Source organism: Klenkia terrae (assembly GCF_037083865.1).
In the GTDB taxonomy this organism is placed as follows: domain Bacteria; phylum Actinomycetota; class Actinomycetes; order Mycobacteriales; family Geodermatophilaceae; genus Klenkia; species Klenkia terrae.
In genome coordinates this window covers 135,534-150,234 of the sequence record NZ_JBAPLV010000011.1, presented here as the reverse complement: position 1 = coordinate 150,234, position 14,701 = coordinate 135,534, and the positions used below count along the sequence as shown (strand labels likewise).

General features: G+C 75.8%; 17 protein-coding genes. 13 read left to right on the top strand and 4 right to left on the bottom strand.

Features of this window, described 5'->3' with window-relative positions; all coding sequences use genetic code 11:
* Positions 1–103 precede the first annotated feature (103 nt).
* The 7 genes from UXQ13_RS11940 to UXQ13_RS11910 are packed head-to-tail and all read left to right on the top strand — an operon-like array spanning position 104 to position 7,111.
* Positions 104–463 (top strand): YidH family protein, encoded by a 360-nt coding sequence (locus UXQ13_RS11940; RefSeq protein ID WP_336392364.1) that lies wholly within the window; start codon positions 104–106, stop codon positions 461–463.
* Positions 460–765 (top strand): DUF202 domain-containing protein, encoded by a 306-nt coding sequence (locus UXQ13_RS11935; protein ID WP_336392363.1) that lies wholly within the window; start codon positions 460–462, stop codon positions 763–765. The genes UXQ13_RS11940 and UXQ13_RS11935 overlap by 4 nt, the downstream gene beginning before the upstream one ends.
* 33 nt (positions 766–798) lie before the next feature.
* The gene (locus tag UXQ13_RS11930; protein WP_336392362.1) at positions 799–2,322 is read left to right on the top strand and encodes an acetolactate synthase large subunit; all 1,524 of its coding nucleotides are present in this window, start codon (positions 799–801) and stop codon (positions 2,320–2,322) included.
* Between the two features lie 45 nt (positions 2,323–2,367).
* Entirely contained in the window at positions 2,368–3,681 is a 1,314-nt protein-coding gene (locus UXQ13_RS11925) for a cytochrome P450 (protein ID WP_225235132.1), read from the top strand.
* A gap of 18 nt (positions 3,682–3,699) precedes the next feature.
* Positions 3,700–4,851, top strand: coding sequence for an acyl-CoA dehydrogenase family protein (locus UXQ13_RS11920; protein ID WP_225235133.1), 1,152 nt, complete (start codon positions 3,700–3,702; stop codon positions 4,849–4,851).
* Positions 4,848–5,861 (top strand): acyl-CoA dehydrogenase family protein, encoded by a 1,014-nt coding sequence (locus tag UXQ13_RS11915; RefSeq protein ID WP_225235134.1) that lies wholly within the window; start codon positions 4,848–4,850, stop codon positions 5,859–5,861. Before UXQ13_RS11920 ends, UXQ13_RS11915 begins: the two co-directional genes overlap by 4 nt.
* Before the next feature lie 2 nt (positions 5,862–5,863).
* Positions 5,864–7,111, top strand: coding sequence for an alpha-amylase family glycosyl hydrolase (locus UXQ13_RS11910; RefSeq protein WP_225235135.1), 1,248 nt, complete (start codon positions 5,864–5,866; stop codon positions 7,109–7,111).
* 4 nt (positions 7,112–7,115) lie between these two features.
* Here the strand turns inward: UXQ13_RS11910 and UXQ13_RS11905 are convergent, their stop codons facing one another.
* Entirely contained in the window at positions 7,116–7,568 is a 453-nt protein-coding gene (locus tag UXQ13_RS11905; RefSeq protein ID WP_336392361.1) for a cupin domain-containing protein, read from the bottom strand.
* A gap of 49 nt (positions 7,569–7,617) precedes the next feature.
* Between UXQ13_RS11905 and UXQ13_RS11900 the strand changes: the two genes are divergently transcribed.
* A complete protein-coding gene (locus tag UXQ13_RS11900; RefSeq protein WP_336392360.1) occupies positions 7,618–9,144 on the top strand; it encodes a class I adenylate-forming enzyme family protein in 1,527 nt (508 codons plus the stop codon).
* 66 nt (positions 9,145–9,210) lie between these two features.
* A complete protein-coding gene (locus UXQ13_RS11895; RefSeq protein WP_336392359.1) occupies positions 9,211–9,597 on the top strand; it encodes a VOC family protein in 387 nt (128 codons plus the stop codon).
* 7 nt (positions 9,598–9,604) lie between these two features.
* Here the strand turns inward: UXQ13_RS11895 and UXQ13_RS11890 are convergent, their stop codons facing one another.
* Genes UXQ13_RS11890 through UXQ13_RS11880 form a run of 3 tightly spaced genes read right to left on the bottom strand, consistent with a single transcriptional unit; the run spans position 9,605 to position 11,367 of the window.
* On the bottom strand, positions 9,605–10,039 hold the full coding sequence (locus UXQ13_RS11890; protein WP_225235139.1) for a hypothetical protein: 435 nt from the start codon (positions 10,037–10,039) through the stop codon (positions 9,605–9,607).
* A 38-nt stretch (positions 10,040–10,077) separates the two neighbouring features.
* Positions 10,078–10,851, bottom strand: a complete 774-nt coding sequence (locus UXQ13_RS11885; RefSeq protein WP_336392358.1) for a thioesterase family protein — start codon at positions 10,849–10,851, stop codon at positions 10,078–10,080.
* A 24-nt stretch (positions 10,852–10,875) separates the two neighbouring features.
* Positions 10,876–11,367 carry an acyl-CoA thioesterase gene (locus tag UXQ13_RS11880; RefSeq protein ID WP_225235141.1) on the bottom strand — a complete coding sequence of 164 codons (492 nt, stop codon included), beginning with the start codon at positions 11,365–11,367 and terminating at the stop codon, positions 10,876–10,878.
* Positions 11,368–11,442: 75 nt separating this feature from the next.
* Between UXQ13_RS11880 and UXQ13_RS11875 the strand changes: the two genes are divergently transcribed.
* From UXQ13_RS11875 to UXQ13_RS11860, 4 genes are all read left to right on the top strand, one after another.
* Complete coding sequence (locus UXQ13_RS11875) at positions 11,443–12,366, top strand: HNH endonuclease family protein (protein ID WP_336392357.1); 924 nt, start codon at positions 11,443–11,445, stop codon at positions 12,364–12,366.
* A gap of 89 nt (positions 12,367–12,455) precedes the next feature.
* Positions 12,456–13,160, top strand: a complete 705-nt coding sequence (locus UXQ13_RS11870; protein WP_336392356.1) for a zinc metalloprotease — start codon at positions 12,456–12,458, stop codon at positions 13,158–13,160.
* 29 nt (positions 13,161–13,189) lie between these two features.
* Positions 13,190–13,723 (top strand): NUDIX hydrolase family protein, encoded by a 534-nt coding sequence (locus UXQ13_RS11865; RefSeq protein ID WP_336392355.1) that lies wholly within the window; start codon positions 13,190–13,192, stop codon positions 13,721–13,723.
* Between the two features lie 73 nt (positions 13,724–13,796).
* The gene (locus UXQ13_RS11860) at positions 13,797–14,699 is read left to right on the top strand and encodes a matrixin family metalloprotease (RefSeq protein WP_336392354.1); all 903 of its coding nucleotides are present in this window, start codon (positions 13,797–13,799) and stop codon (positions 14,697–14,699) included.
* The last annotated feature ends 2 nt before the right edge of the window (positions 14,700–14,701 follow it).

Below are 14,701 nucleotides of genomic sequence, written 5' to 3'. Positions count from 1 at the left end.
GCCACGTGCACCGGACTGGGACGGCTCACGATCGGAGCGGGGGCGATCGTCACGGTGGGGACATCCTCGAGTCGTCGAACGTTGCTCCCGCCAGACTAGGCGGGTGCAGCGACAGACGGCGGAGGTCCCCGAGGAGTCCGAGCCGGACTACCGGTTCACGCTGGCCAACGAGCGCACGTTCCTCGCCTGGCTGCGGACCGCGCTGTCCCTGCTGGCCGCCGGCGTCGCCCTGGACCAGTTCGTGCCGCAGCTGGGGGCCGACGGCGTCCGGACCGCGCTGGGCGTCGGGCTCGGCGTGCTGAGCGTCGTCGCCGCGGTCGCCGGGCTGGTCCGCTGGCGGCAGGTGCAGCGCGCCATGCGCCGCGGCCAGGCGCTGCCGGTGGCGCGGACGGTCGTCGTGCTGGCGGTCGGGTTGGCCGTGGTCGCGGTGGGGGTCTGCGTGCTGCTGGTGGCCGGCGGGTGACCTCGGGACCCACCCTGCCGGCCGAGCGGACGTCGCTGGCCTGGACCCGGACCGGGCTGGCCGCGGCGACCAACGGCTCGCTCCTGCTGCTGCGCACGCTGACCGGCGAGGCGTCGGTGCTCGACCGGGTGCTGGTCGTGGCCGCGTTCGCCGTGGCCTGGCTCGCCGTCGTCCTCGGGCAGGTGCGCAGCCGGGCGCTGGTGGCCGGTCGGCGGCCCGGAGACCGCGCGCCGGCGGTGCTGGGCGTGCTGGTCGCCGTGCTCTGCCTGGCGACGGTGCTCGTCGTGCCCGCCGGCGGCTGAGCGGCGGACCCGCCGGGGTGCCAGGGTGCGGTGGTGAACGGTGCCCAGGCAGTCATCCGCACGCTCGTCGACGCCGGGGTCGACGTGTGCTTCGCCAACCCGGGCACGTCGGAGATGCACTTCGTCGCCGCGCTGGACGACGTCCCGGACATGCGGGCGGTGCTGACCCTCTTCGAGGGCGTGGCCACCGGCGCGGCCGACGGCTACGCCCGGATGGCCGGCCGGCCCGCGGCCACGCTGCTGCACCTGGGGCCGGGGTTCGGCAACGGCTGGGCCAACCTGCACAACGCCCGCCGCGGCCGGGCCCCGCTGGTGGTCGTGGTGGGCGACCACGCGCTGGCGCACAAGCGGCGGGACGCCCCGCTGGAGTCCGACCTGGACGCCCTCGCCGGTGCCGTCGGCTGGGTGCGCCGGTCGCTCACCCCGGGCACCGTCGGGGACGACGTCGCCGACGCGGTCGCCGCCGCGGGCCGGGGGCAGGTCGCCACCCTGGTGCTGCCGGCCGACGTCTCCTGGTCCACCGGCGCCTCGCCCGGGGTGGCGCCCCGGCCGCGGGCCCGGCCGCACGTGCCGGACCCGACCGCCCTGGCCGGCACGCTGGACGGCGACACCGTGCTGTTCCTGGGCGGGGATGCGCTGACCGCCGACGCCCTGCTCGCCGCGGCGCGCGTCGCCGCCGGCACCGGGGCGCGGTTGATGGCCGAGACCTTCCCGGCCCGGATGGCCCGCGGTGCCGGGTTGCCCGACGTCCCGAAGCTGCCGTACCCGCCGGGGCCGGCGCTGGCCGCGCTGGACGGCGTCTGGCAGCTGGTGCTCGTCGGCGCGCCGGCCCCGGTCGCGTTCTTCGCCTACCCCGACGTGCCCGGCACCTTCGTGCCCGAGGGCTGCCGGGTCGACGTGCTCACCGAGCCGGGGGAGTCCGCCCTGGCCGCGCTGACCGCGCTGGCCGACGAGGTGGGCGGTGCCCCGGTGCTCGCCCCGGCCGCGGTGCCGGCGGTGCCGGACCGGCCGTTGGACGCCCAGGTGCTCGCCGCCGTCGTCGCGGCGGTGCTGCCGGACGGGGCGGTGCTGGTGGACGAATCGCTGACCAGCGGGTTCGCCCTCTTCCCGGCGACCGCCGGGGCGCCCCGGCACGACGTGCTGTCGCTGACCGGCGGCGCCATCGGCGACGGCCTGCCGATGGCGGTCGGCGCGGCGGTCGCCTGCCCGGACCGGCCGGTGCTCGCGGTGCAGGCCGACGGCTCGGCCATGTACACGCTGCAGGCGCTGTGGACGATGGCCCGCGAGCAGCTCGACGTCACGGTGCTGGTCTGCGACAACGGGGCCTACGCGATCCTGGCCGGCGAGCTGGAGAACGTGGGCGCCGCGGCCGGCGGGGCGCGGGCCGGGCGGCTGCTGGACCTGGGGTCGCCGTCGCTGGACTTCGTGGCGCTGGCCGCCGGCATGGGCGTGCCGGGGGAGCGGGTGACCACCGGCCCGGAGCTCGCCGACGCGCTGCGCCGGGCGTTCGCCGCACCGGGGCCGCACCTCGTGGACGCCGTCCTCCCGCGGCCCTAGGGTCGCGGTCAGGTCGCAACGGCGCGGCCGGCTCGGAGGTGCTCCGTGGTGGATCCGCTCGCGCACGTGCCCGGTGACCGGGGGTGGCCGCTGGTCGGCCACACGCTGATGTTCGTCCGGGACGCCCGGGGGCTGACCGAGCGCAACCGGCTGCGCTACGGCGACGTCTACCGGATGCGGGTGCTCGGCCGCGAGGGCATCACCTTCCTGACGCCGCAGGCCACCCGCGAGGTCTTCCTGGACCCGGGCAAGGTGCTCTCCAGCGAGCAGGGCTGGTCGAACACGATCGGCGAGCTGTTCCGCAACGGGCTGATGCTGCGCGACTTCGACGACCACCACCGGCACCGCCGGGTGATGCAGCAGGCGTTCAGCCGGGCGGCGCTGACCGGGTACGTCGAGGCCATCCACGAGGTCACCGACCGGCACCTGCGCGAGCTCCCCGACGGCGACGTGGACGTCTACCTGCTGATGAAGCGGCTGACCCTGGACATCGCCGCCGAGGTGTTCGTCGGGGTGTCCCTCGGCGAGGAGTCCGAGCGGGTCAACCGGGCCTTCGCCGACGCCGTGGCCGCCTCGATCACCCCGCTGCGGGTGCCGCTGCCGGGCACGCCCTGGCGGCGCGGGATCCGCGGCCGGGCCGAGCTGGTGCGGGTGTTCGGCGACCTGGTGGCCGCGCGGCGGCGGGAGTCGGAGCCGCGCACCGACCTGCTGTCCCGGCTCGCCCACGCCACCACCGAGGACGGCGAGCTGCTGCCGGTGGACGACGTCGTCGACCACATGGTCTTCCTGATGCTCGCCGCGCACGACACCACGACCTCGACGCTGGCGGTCATGCTCTGGCAGCTGGCGCTGCACCCCGAGGAGCAGGACCGGGTGGCCGCCGAGGTCCGTGCGCTGGACGGCGCCCCGGTCACCCCGGCCGACCACGGCGACCTGGTGCACACTTCGCGGGCGATGTCCGAGGCGCTGCGGCTGAGCCCGCCCGTGCCGTTCTCCCCGCGCCGCGCCCTGGCCGACGTGGAGATCGCCGGCGTGCACGTGCCGGCCGGCACCGGGGTCAGCGTGTCCAGCCTGGCGCTGCACCGGCACCCGGACTGGTGGACCCGCCCGGACGCCTTCGACCCCGACCGCTTCGCCCCCGGCCGCGAGGAGCACAAGCAGCACAGCCACCTCTTCGTGCCCTTCGGCGGCGGGGCGCACCTGTGCATCGGCAACCACGTCGCCGAGGTGATGGTCAAGGCGATCGTCGCCCGGCTGCTGGCCACCCGGCGGGTCACCGCCGACCCGCGGGCCGGCGTCGTCATCTCCCCGATCCCGATCCCCAAGCCGAAGGGGCCGATGCTGCTCACGGTGCGCTGAGGTGCTTCCATCGCCGGCATGCCGTCGACGCTGACGCTCGCCCCCGCACCACCCTCCGAGGCCGCCGAGGCGGTGCGCCTGGAGGTCCGCGAGTTCCTGGCCGCCGAGCTCGCGGCCGGGTCCTTCACGACGCACGTGGACACCTGGCTTTCCGGCGTGGACCCGGACTTCTCGCGCAAGCTCGGGGAGCGCGGCTGGCTGGGCATGACCTGGCCGAAGGAGTACGGCGGGCACGAGCGCACCGCGATGGAGCGCTACGCCGTCACCGAGGAGCTGCTGGCCGCCGGCGCGCCGGTCGCCGCGCACTGGATCGCCGACCGGCAGTCCGGGCCGAACCTGCTGCGCTACGGCACCGAGGCCCAGCGCAAGGACATCCTGCCCAGGATCGCCGCCGGCGAGTGCTTCTTCGTGATCGGCATGAGCGAGCCCGACAGCGGCTCCGACCTCGCCTCCATCCGCACCAGGGCCGTGCGCAACGCCGACGGCGACTGGGTGGTCAACGGCGCCAAGGTCTGGACGTCGAACGCCCACCACAGCCACTACGCGATCACCCTGGTCCGCACCGCGCCGCTGGACACCGCGCACCGGCACGCCGGGATGAGCCAGCTGCTGGTCGACCTGTCGACACCGGGCATCACGATCAACCCGATCCGCATCCTGGACGGCGGGCACCACTTCAACGAGGTCGTGTTCGACGACGTGGTCATCCCCGGCGACATGCTGCTGGGCGAGGAGGGGGCCGGCTGGCACCAGGTGACCGCGGAGCTGGCCTTCGAGCGCAGCGGTCCCGAGCGCTTCCTGTCCACCTTCCCGCTGGTCGCCGAGTTCGCCCGCCGGGCGTCGTCGCCGGCCGAGCTGGCCACCCTGGGCCGGCTGAGCGCCCGGCTGCTGGCGCTGCGCCAGCTGTCCCTGCGGATCGCGGCCGCCCTGGACCGCGGCGAGCTGCCCGACATCCCGGCCGCGCTGGTCAAGGACGTGGGGACGACGTTCGAGGCCGACGTCGTCGAGGCGATCCGCGAGGTGGTGGACGTGCCCGCCTCGCTGGACTCACCGGACCCGCTGGGGCGGGCGCTGGCCGAGGCGCAGCTGCACGCGCCGGGCTACACGCTGCGCGGGGGCACCAACGAGATCCTCCGCGGGATCGTGGCGCGCGGGCTGGGTCTGCGATGAGCGACCAGGACCTCGTCGTCTCCACCGTCCGGGAGATCCTGGCCGGGCACGAGCCGACCCAGCTGACCCCCGACCGCCGGTGGGACGCCGAGCTGTGGGCCGACCTGGCCGAGGCCGGGCTGACCGGCGTCGGGCTGCCCGAGGAGGCCGGTGGCTCGGGCGGCGAGCTGGCCGACGCGGTCGCCGTCGTCGCCACGCTGGCCGCGGGTGCCGGGGCGGTGCCGGTGGCCGAGCAGCTGCTGGTGGCCGCCCCCGCCGTCCTGGCGGCCGGGCTCGAGCTGCCGCCGGTCGACCAGCCGCTGTCGGTGTCGGTGGCCGGGGCGGTCCGGGTCGAGGACGGCCGGCTCACCGGGACGGCGACCGACGTCGCCTGGGCCGGGGTCGTGCACTGGCTGGCCGTGGTCGCCGCGGGTCCGGACGGCGACGTCCTGGCGCTGGTCGACGTGTCCGGCCTGGAGGCGACGCACGCCGCCAACCTGGCCGGCGAGCCGCGCGGCTCCTACGTCCTCGACGGGGTCCCCGCCCAGGTCGGCCCGCTGCCGGCCGACCTGCGCGCCCGATACGCCCTCGCCCGGGCGGTGCAGCTGTCCGCGGCGGCGGAGACGGTGCTGGCCTGGACCGTGCAGTACGCCGGTGAGCGCGTGCAGTTCGGCCGCCCGCTGGCGAAGTTCCAGGGCATCCAGATGCAGCTGGCGCAGATGGCCGGCGAGGTCACCGCGGTCACCGCGCTGGTCGACGCGGCCGTGCAGCGGTTGGACCGCGGCGAGCCGGTCGAGCTCGCCGCCGCGGCGGCCAAGGTGCGCGCGGGTGCGGCGGTGGACGTCGTCGCCCGGCAGGCCCACCAGGTGCACGGCGCGATCGGCTTCACCCAGGAGCACCGGTTGCACCACCTGACCAAGCGGATGTGGTCCTGGCGGGACGAGGCGGGCAACGAGCTGACCTGGGCGCGCGTGCTGGGCGCCGCCGTCGCCGGTGAGGACCCGTGGCCGGTCCTCACCGGGCTGGTGTGAGCGTGCCCGACTGGGTGCAGGACGCGATCTGGTGGCAGGTGCACCCGCTGGGGTTCGTCGGCGCCGAGCGGGAGGCCGTGGAGACGGTCACCCACCGGCTGCCGCGGATCAGCGGGTGGCTGGACCACCTGGTGTCCCTGGGCTGCAACGGCCTGGCGCTCGGGCCGGTGTTCGCCAGCAGCACGCACGGCTACGACACCGTCGACCACCTGCGGATCGACCCCCGGCTGGGCGACGAGCAGGACTTCGACGAGCTGGTGGCTGCCGCCCACGACAAGGGCGTGCGGGTGCTGCTGGACGGCGTGTTCAACCACGTCGGCCGCGACCACCCCGCGTTCGCCGACCCGGCCCGCCGGCACTGGTTCCGGTGGGACGGCGACCAGCCCGCGGTCTTCGAGGGCCACGGCGCGCTGGTGGAGCTCGACCACACCCAGCCCGACGTGGTGCAGCTCGTCGTGGAGGTGATGTGCCACTGGCTGGAGCGCGGGGTCGACGGCTGGCGGCTGGACGCCGCCTACGCCGTCCCGCCGGAGTTCTGGGCGCATGTGCTCCCCGCCGTGCGCGAGCGCTTCCCCGACGTCTACGTCGTCGGCGAGGTCATCCACGGCGACTACGCCGGGGTCGTGGCGGCCTCGGGCATGGACGCGGTCACCCAGTACGAGCTGTGGCAGGGCATCTGGCACGGCCTGGCCGAGGGCAACCTGTTCGAGACCGCGCACGCGCTGCAGCGGCACGACGGGTTCCTCGACGCCTTCGTGCCGTGGACCTTCGTCGGCAACCACGACGTCACCCGGATCGTCGACCAGGTGGGGGAGGACCGGCTGCCGCACGCCCTGGTGCTCTGGGCGACCGTCGGCGGGACGCCGGCCGTCTGGTCCGGCGACGAGTTCGGCTGGCACGGCATCAAGGAGCACCGCGCCGGCGGGGACGACGCCATCCGGCCCGAGTTCCCCGCCGACCCGCTCGCCGTCGAGGGCGGGCCGGTGTTCGCCCTGCACCAGGAGCTGGTCGGGCTGCGCCGCCGGCACCGCTGGCTGCACCGGGCCCGCACCGAGCAGCTGCACCTGACCAACGAGCAGCTGGTCTACCGGACGGCGGCCGACGGCGAGGCGCTGCTGGTGGCGCTGAACGTGGCCGGCGAGGCCGCCACGGTCCCGGCGGCAGGGGAGCTGCTGGCCGGGTCCGGTACGCCGCGGGGCGCGGGCTTGGAGCTGCCGGCCCACGGCTGGGCGGTGCTGGCCGCGGGGTGAGGCGTCAGAAGAACCGACGCACGAGGTCGATCATCTCCTCCCGGCTGCCGCCCGCCTCCCGCGCCCGGAACATCTCGTCCAGGTGGCCGGGGGTGACGACGAAGAGGAACGTGGCCGGCCCGTCGACGGACCGGAACGTGTGGGTCAGCCCGCGGGGCAGGAAGATCGTGCTCGCGGCGTCCCCGCGGAAGACGTCGTCCCCGCACTCGGCCTCGACGGTGCCCTCGAGCACGATGATCGTCTCGTCCTCCAGGCGGTGCTGGTGCGGCGGCGGACCGGCACCGTCCAGGACGCTCCGGTAGACGGCCAGGCTGCCGCCGGTCGACTCGTTGGAGGCCTTCACCTCGGGGCCGCGACCGGGCACGCCCTCGTCGGCCCCGAGCAGGTAGCCGCGGCCCGGCCGGGGGACCGCCTCGGCTTCTGCCCGGCTCGGTCGGGCTGGTGGGACGACGGACACCCCGCCGACCGTAGGGCCCGCGTGCCGGACGGTCCAGACCCTGCGGGCCGTGCCCAGCCGACAGGTGCAGGATGCAACGGTGGTCTTCGACAGCACGGGCATCCAGCGCGGCGCGGACGGCATCGCCCGGTACGAGGGCCTGCTGCCCAACGTGGTCCGCGGGTTCGCCGACACCGTCGCCGCGCACCCCGACCGCACCGCCGTCGTCGAGCTGGGCGGGGGCACCGCCACCTACCGCGAGCTGTGGGACCGGGCGCTGCGGGTGGCCGGCGGCCTGCGCGCCGCGGGGGTGGGACCGGGCGACCGGGTCGCCGTCGGGCTGCCGAACGGGTTGGCCTGGATGCTCGGGTTCTGGGGCGCCCAGCTGGCCGGCGCCGTCGTCGTCCCGCTGAACACCCGGCTGGCCCCGGCCGAGACTGCGTTCGTGCTGCAGGACTCCGGCGCCGCCGTCGTCGTGGACTCCGTCGACCTGCCCGACGGCGACCCGGTCGAGCCGGCCGACCCGGCACCGGGCGACGTGGCCGCGCTGTTCTACACCTCGGGCACCACCGGCCGGCCCAAGGGCGCGATGCTCACCCAGGAGTGCCTGGTCAGCTCGGCGGAGAACGTGCAGCGCTGCCGCGAGCTGGACGTCGAGCAGAGCAACGTCTCGCTGATCTCGGTGCCGCTGTTCCACGTCACCGGCTGCTGCTCGCAGATGATCACGCAGGTGCTGATGGGCGGCACCACGGTGCTCATGCCCAAGTTCTCGCCCGCGGCGTTCCTGGCGGCCGTCGCCGAGCACCGGGTCACCCTGCTCACGAGCGTGCCGACGATCTACGAGCTGGTGCTGCGGCACCCGGACCTGGCGACCACCGACCTGTCCAGCGTGCGGGCCCTGTCCTACGGCGGCGCCCCGATGGCCCCCGAGCTGGTGCACCGGCTGCGGGTGGCCTTCCCCGGCGTCCGGCTGGGCAACGGGTTCGGGCTGTCCGAGACCAGTGCGCTGGCCACCTTCCTGCCCGACGCCTGGACCGACGCGCACGCCGACTCGGTGGGCTTCCCGGCCCCGGTGGTCGACGTCGCGGTCGACCGGCCCGACCTCGACAGCGGGATCGGCGAGCTGCTGGTCCGCGGGCCGAACGTCGCCGTCGGCTACTGGGGGGACGCCGCCCGCACCGCCGAGACCTTCGTCGACGGCTGGCTGCACACCGGTGACCTGGCCACGGTCGACGGCGAGGGCCTGGTCCGGATCGTCGACCGGGCCAAGGACATGATCAACCGCGGCGGGGAGAACGTGTACTCCGTCGAGGTGGAGAACGTCCTGGCCGAGCACCCCGACGTCCTCGAGGTGGCCGTGGTCGGCGTGCCCGACGACGTGATGGGGGAGAAGGTGGGCGCCGTCGTCCTCACCCGGCCGGGCACCACGCTGGCCGTGGCCGACCTGGCCGCGTTCGCCCGCGAGCGGCTGGCCGACTACAAGGTGCCGCAGTACGTCCGGGTGCTGGACGGGCCGCTGCCGCGCAACGCCGGCGGCAAGGTGCTCAAGGGCCCGCTGCGGACGGCGACGGACTGGACGCCCGTCCCGCGCCGATGAGTCCGCGCCGATGAGTCCGGGCCGGTCCGTCGGTCTCCTCCCCGACACCCCTACCGAGGAGGCACCGTGCCGCTGCGCGACCTGCAGGCCATCACCCTGTTCGTGGACGACCTGACCGCTGCCCGCGCGTTCTACGCCGCCGTGTTCGACGGCCGGGAGCTGTTCACCGACGACGTGTCCACCGCGTTCTCCATCGGCAACACGGTGGTGAACCTGCTGCAGGCCGACCGGGCGGTCGAGCTGGTGGAGCCGGGCACCGTCGCCGACGCCGGGCCGCACCGGTTCGTGCTCACCGTCGGGGTGGCCGACGTCGACGCCGTCTGCGCGGAGCTGGCCGACCTCGGCATCGCGCTGCGCAACGGTCCGCAGGACCGGCCGTGGGGCGTCCGGACGGCGGCCTTCGCCGACCCGTCCGGACACCTCTGGGAGATCGCCGCGCCGCTGGCGGAGTGAGCCCGGGTCAGCGGGGAGGGACGTCGCCGGGGATCCGGACGGCGTCCTCGGCCTGCGGGGCGACGGCGAGCTGCAGCGCGAGCGCGACCCCGGAGACGGCGGCGCTGACCCCGGCGGCCTGCCGGTAGCTCGGCCAGATCAGCGCGGCGGGCGCCATGCTGGCCAGGTGCAGGGCGTCCATCGCGGCACCGGCCTGCATCGCCTGCCGGGTGGGGTTGGCCAGCAGGACCGCGCTCTGCACCACCGTCCGGACGCCGAGCACCCGGACCAGCCAGCTGCGCGGCGCCCGGGCGCCGGGGGCCAGGTGCCGCACGGTCCAGGCCGGCGCCAGCAGCATCCCCAGACCCAGGCCGCCCAGGGTCGCGGACACCGCTCGGCTGCGGGCGTGCCGCTGGCTGCGGCTGGGGGCTTCGTCCTGGCGGTCCGGGCTGCTGGAGGTCATGGCGGGGCGCTACCCGGTCGCGACCAGGGGGAACCGGATCAGCGCTCGCGCACCAGCAGCGGCTGGCTGACCTCGCCGTAGACCCCGGCGGCGTCGGAGATCGTGCCGGTGCACAGGCCCAGGCCGTTGCCGCCGATCCGGGTCGCGCAGGACAGGTGCACCCACTCGCCCTCGGCCTCCCGGGTCAGGTGGCAGGTCATCCCGGGCGGGATGGACAGCCAGCGCTCCAGCGGCAGCTCCACGGAGATGCCGTTGGCCGCGTCGGCGGCGATCAGCGTGCGGTCGGTGCCGGTGAGCTCCTGACCGGCGACCAGCGGGATGCGCACCCGGGTCCAGACGTCCGCCGCGCCGAGCTGCTCGGGGGACCCGGCCGTGTACCGCCAGTCCAGGGCCTCCTGGTAGCCGAAGTCCGGCAGCCCCGGGAACACGACGGTGCCCTCCGCGGGGACCGGCGGCGGGACGACGGCCGGGGTCACCACCGGCGGCGTCGGCCCCGGGGCCAGGGACCACACCCGGGCCACGGCGACGGTCCGGCCGCCGACGGTCATCACCGCCTCGGTCAGGTCGATCCGGCGGCCCGGGCGGACCGGCGACACCTCGACGGTCAGCTCCTGGCGGGGGATCGCGCCGAAGAAGTCCATCGACACCCGCGCCGGCTGCTGGTCGCCGGCGGCCGCGGCCAGGTGCGCGAGCAGGGCCGACGGCGGGCCGCCGTGCTGCGCCCCGACGTCCCACGGGCTCTCGGTCGCGCGGGTCGGGGTGAACCGGCCCTCGCCCAGCGGCAGGTAGAAGGCCTCGGCGATCTCGTCCACGGGGCCGACGCTAGAGCAGCCCGGTCAGGGCACCGCCGTCCGGATCTCCTGCGTGCGGGCCTCGATCTCCCGGCGCAGCTCCCGCCGGGACACCGCCGCGGCGTGCCGGCGCCGCTGGTCCTCGGTGACCACCTCCAGCGGCGGGACGGCGACCGGGCGGCGGTCGGCGCCCAGCGCGACCATCGTGAAGTAGCAGCTGTTGGTGTGCCGGACGATCCCGGCCCGCAGGTCCTCGGTGGTGACCTGGATGCCGATCTCCATCGACGTCCGGCCGGTGTAGTTCACGCTGGCCCGGAAGGTCACCAGCTCGCCGACGTGGACGGCCTCGCGGAACACCACCTGGTCCACGCTCAGGGTCACCGCGTAGGTGCGGCTGTAGCGGCTGGCGCAGGTGTAGGCCACCTGGTCCAGCAGCTTGAGCAGCTGGCCGCCGTGCACGTTGCCGGAGAAGTTGCTCATGTCCGGGGTCATCAGCACGGTCATGGACAGGCGGTGCAGGTCGTCTTCCCCGGTCATGCCGGCAGATCCTGGCAGAACCCGGGGCGTGTCGGACCCCGTCGGCCGCCGACCCGCCCAGCACCCTTAACGGCGATGAGCCGCGACCCGCTGAAGGTGACCTCGACCCGGCTGCCCGGAACCCGCCGCGGCCTGTCCCGCGGCGGGCGGCGGACCCTGCTGGCGGTCGTCGCCGCGGTCGCCGTCCTGCTCGGCGTGGGGGTGGGCACGCTCGGCGCCGACCCGGGCCCGGCGCCGACCCCGACCGCCGCCACCGCCCCGGCGACGTCCAGCGCACTGCCGTCCCCGACGACGCAGGTCCCGACGACCCCGGCCCCGACGACCCCGGAACCGGTCACCCAGGCACCGGTCACCCTCGACCCGGACACCGGCCTGCTCGGCGAGGACGCCGCCGCGACCGCCGTCGCCGGGGCCGACCCGGGCACCGCGCTGGCCGCCCTGGCCGGGCTGCCGGTCCGCGGCCGGGCGCCGCAGACCGGCTACGAGCGCGACCGGTACGGCAGCGGCTGGGTGGACACCGACCGCAACGGGTGCGACACCCGCAACGACGTGCTGGCCCGCGACCTCACCGCCGAGCAGTTCCGGCCCGGCACCCAGGACTGCGTGGTCACCAGCGGCGTCCTCGTCGACCCGTACTCGGGCACCACGATCTCCTTCCTGCGCGGGCAGGGCACCAGCGAGCAGGTGCAGATCGACCACGTCGTCGCGCTGTCCAACAGCTGGCAGACCGGCGCCCAGCAGTGGGACGAGGCCACCCGGGTGGCCTTCGCCAACGACCCGCTCAACCTGCTGGCCGTCGACGGACCGCTCAACCAGCAGAAGGGGGACGGCGACACCGCGACCTGGTTGCCGCCCAACCAGGCCTACCGCTGCGCCTACGTCGCCCGCCAGGTCGCGGTCAAGCTCACCTACGGCCTGTGGACGACGGCCGCCGAGCACGCCGCGATGGCCACGGTGCTCACGCAGTGTCCGCAGGAGCCCCTGCCCGTCGCGGGGTGACGCCCGACCGGGTGATCCGGGACCGCCGACGGGGTGACGCTGCGTCACCACGGCGCCCGGAGGGCCGCCGGGTCACCTAGACACGGCAGGTGCCCTCCACCCCACGCCGCCGCCGTTCGCGGATCCGCTTCGCCGCCCTGCTGCTGGTCGCGGTCGAGATCCCGCTGTTCGCCGGGCTGCTGGTCGCCCAGGTCGCCGACCCGACGCGGGCCCGTGCGGCCGGCGACCACGCCTTCCTGGTCCAGGCCGCCGACGGCACGCCGGTGACCTGGGACCCCTGCAGCCCGGTCGGCTACGTCGTGGACTGGACCGACGCCCCGGACGGCGCGCTGGCCCTGGTCACCGACGCCGTCGCGACGGTCGAGGAGGCCACCGGGCTGACCTTCACCGCGCTGGGGTCCACCCAGCTGAGCCCGGACCAGGACGGCGCGACCGACCCGCTGCCCGGCGGTGCCGAGGTGCTGGTGTCCTGGGTGCCGACCGCGCAGGACGAGCTGTTCGCCGCCGGCGAGGCCATCGGGTGGGCCCGGCCGATGGTGGTCGGCGGCCGGTCCGGCGGCCAGGTCTACGGCCGCGGGCAGATCGTGCTGGACGCCGGATGGTTCGCCGACGCGAGCCCGACGCGGGCCCGCGGGGTGCTGCTGCACGAGCTGGGCCACCTCGTCGGCCTGGACCACGTCGAGGACCCCAGCCAGCTGATGGACGCCGGTGGGTCCCTCGGGCGGGAGTACCAGCAGGGCGACCTGGAGGGGCTTGCCCGGCTCGGCCCGCTCGCCGGACCCCGCTGCAGCTGACCGGGAGCGCGGTCGGATAGACAGTGCACATGACCGAGGCGACCACCCTGTCCGACTCCGGCTGGCTCTCCGGCGAGGAGATGGACGCCGCCCGCGAGCGGCTGCCGATCCTCTACGTGGACGCCGTCCCGGTCCGGGTCGACGAGCACGGCACGGTGACCAAGGTCGGCCTGCTGCTGCGGGTCGGCAGCGACGGGCAGATCAAGCGGGCCCTGGTGTCGGGCCGGGTGCTCTACCACGAGCGGGTCCGCGCGGCGCTGCTCCGGCACCTGGAGAAGGACCTCGGCCCGCTCGCCCTGCCCCGGGTCCCGCCGGCCCCGCAGCCGTTCACCATCGCCGAGTACTTCCCGACCCCCGGCGTCACCCCGTTTCACGACCCGCGCCAGCACGCGGTGTCGCTGGCCTACGTGGTGCCGGTCGAGGGCGACTGCGAGCCCCAGCAGGACGCGCTGGAGCTCACCTGGTTCACCCCGGACGAGGCCCGCGAGCCCGGCGTCCTCGCCGAGCTGGCCAACGGGCAGAGCGCCCTGGTGGTCCAGGCCCTCGCCCACCTGGGGGTCTGACCCTGCCCCCTCCGGGGGGCCGGACCGGCGCGGCGCGGGACACCGTCGGTGCCGCACCGGACACTGGACGGCGATGAGCGAGCCCCACCCCGACGAGGCCCCCACCCAGCGGTACCCCGTGCCGCAGTGGGGCCCGCCGGTGCTGCCCCCGGTTCTCCCGCCGCGTCGCCGGCGCGCGTGGCCGGGACTGCTGACCGTCGTCCTCGTGCTGGTCGTGGCCGCGGCGGGCTGGTACCTGGGCAGCGGCCGCACGCCGTCCCTCCCGCTGGTCACCGCGCCCTCGGTGGCCCCGGTGGAGGCCCCGCGCACGGTGCCCACCCCGGGCGGCGAGGAGTCCGACGAGCCGCTGGGCACCCCGCCGACCGCCCCGGACAGCGACGTGTACGCCTTCGTGGCCGAGCAGGCCGACGGCGTGACCCCGGTGGCCTACGACCCGTGCCGGCCGGTCGCGGTGGTGCTGAGCACCGACGGCGCGCCCGAGGGCGCCGAGGCGATGCTGGTCGACGCGCTGGCCCGGATGACCGCGGTGACCGGCCTGCAGTTCCGCTACGACGGACCCACCGACGAGGTGCCCGGCGGCGGCCGCGCGGCCTACCAGCCCGACCGCTACGGCGACCGCTGGGCGCCGGTGGTGGTCGGCTGGCGCACCCCCGAGCAGGAGCCCGGCCTGGCCGGGGACGTCGCGGGCCTGGGCGGCAGCGCCTCGGCCGGCCCGGACGGCGGACCGGTCGCCTACGTCACCGGCAGCGTCACCCTCGACGGCCCCGAGTACGCGACCCTGCTGGCCGACGGCGACGAGGCCCTGGCCCGCGCGATCCTGCTGCACGAGCTGGGCCACGTCGTCGGGCTGGCGCACGTGTGGGACGAGGAGCAGCTGATGGCCTCGACCACCAGCGGCGACGTCCTGGACTTCGCCGACGGCGACCTGGCCGGCCTGGCCCGCCTGGGCGCCGGGGCGTGCATCCCGGAGCTGTAGCG

Coding starts and splice junctions, on each gene's coding strand:
- UXQ13_RS11890 (WP_225235139.1), bottom strand. CDS start 10,039: ATGACCTCCAGCAGCCCGGACCGCCAGGACGAAGCCCCCAGCCGCAGC.
- UXQ13_RS11865 (WP_336392355.1), top strand. CDS start 13,190: ATGACCGAGGCGACCACCCTGTCCGACTCCGGCTGGCTCTCCGGCGAG.
- UXQ13_RS11875 (WP_336392357.1), top strand. CDS start 11,443: ATGAGCCGCGACCCGCTGAAGGTGACCTCGACCCGGCTGCCCGGAACC.
- UXQ13_RS11860 (WP_336392354.1), top strand. CDS start 13,797: ATGAGCGAGCCCCACCCCGACGAGGCCCCCACCCAGCGGTACCCCGTG.
- UXQ13_RS11880 (WP_225235141.1), bottom strand. CDS start 11,367: ATGACCGGGGAAGACGACCTGCACCGCCTGTCCATGACCGTGCTGATG.
- UXQ13_RS11920 (WP_225235133.1), top strand. CDS start 3,700: ATGCCGTCGACGCTGACGCTCGCCCCCGCACCACCCTCCGAGGCCGCC.
- UXQ13_RS11915 (WP_225235134.1), top strand. CDS start 4,848: ATGAGCGACCAGGACCTCGTCGTCTCCACCGTCCGGGAGATCCTGGCC.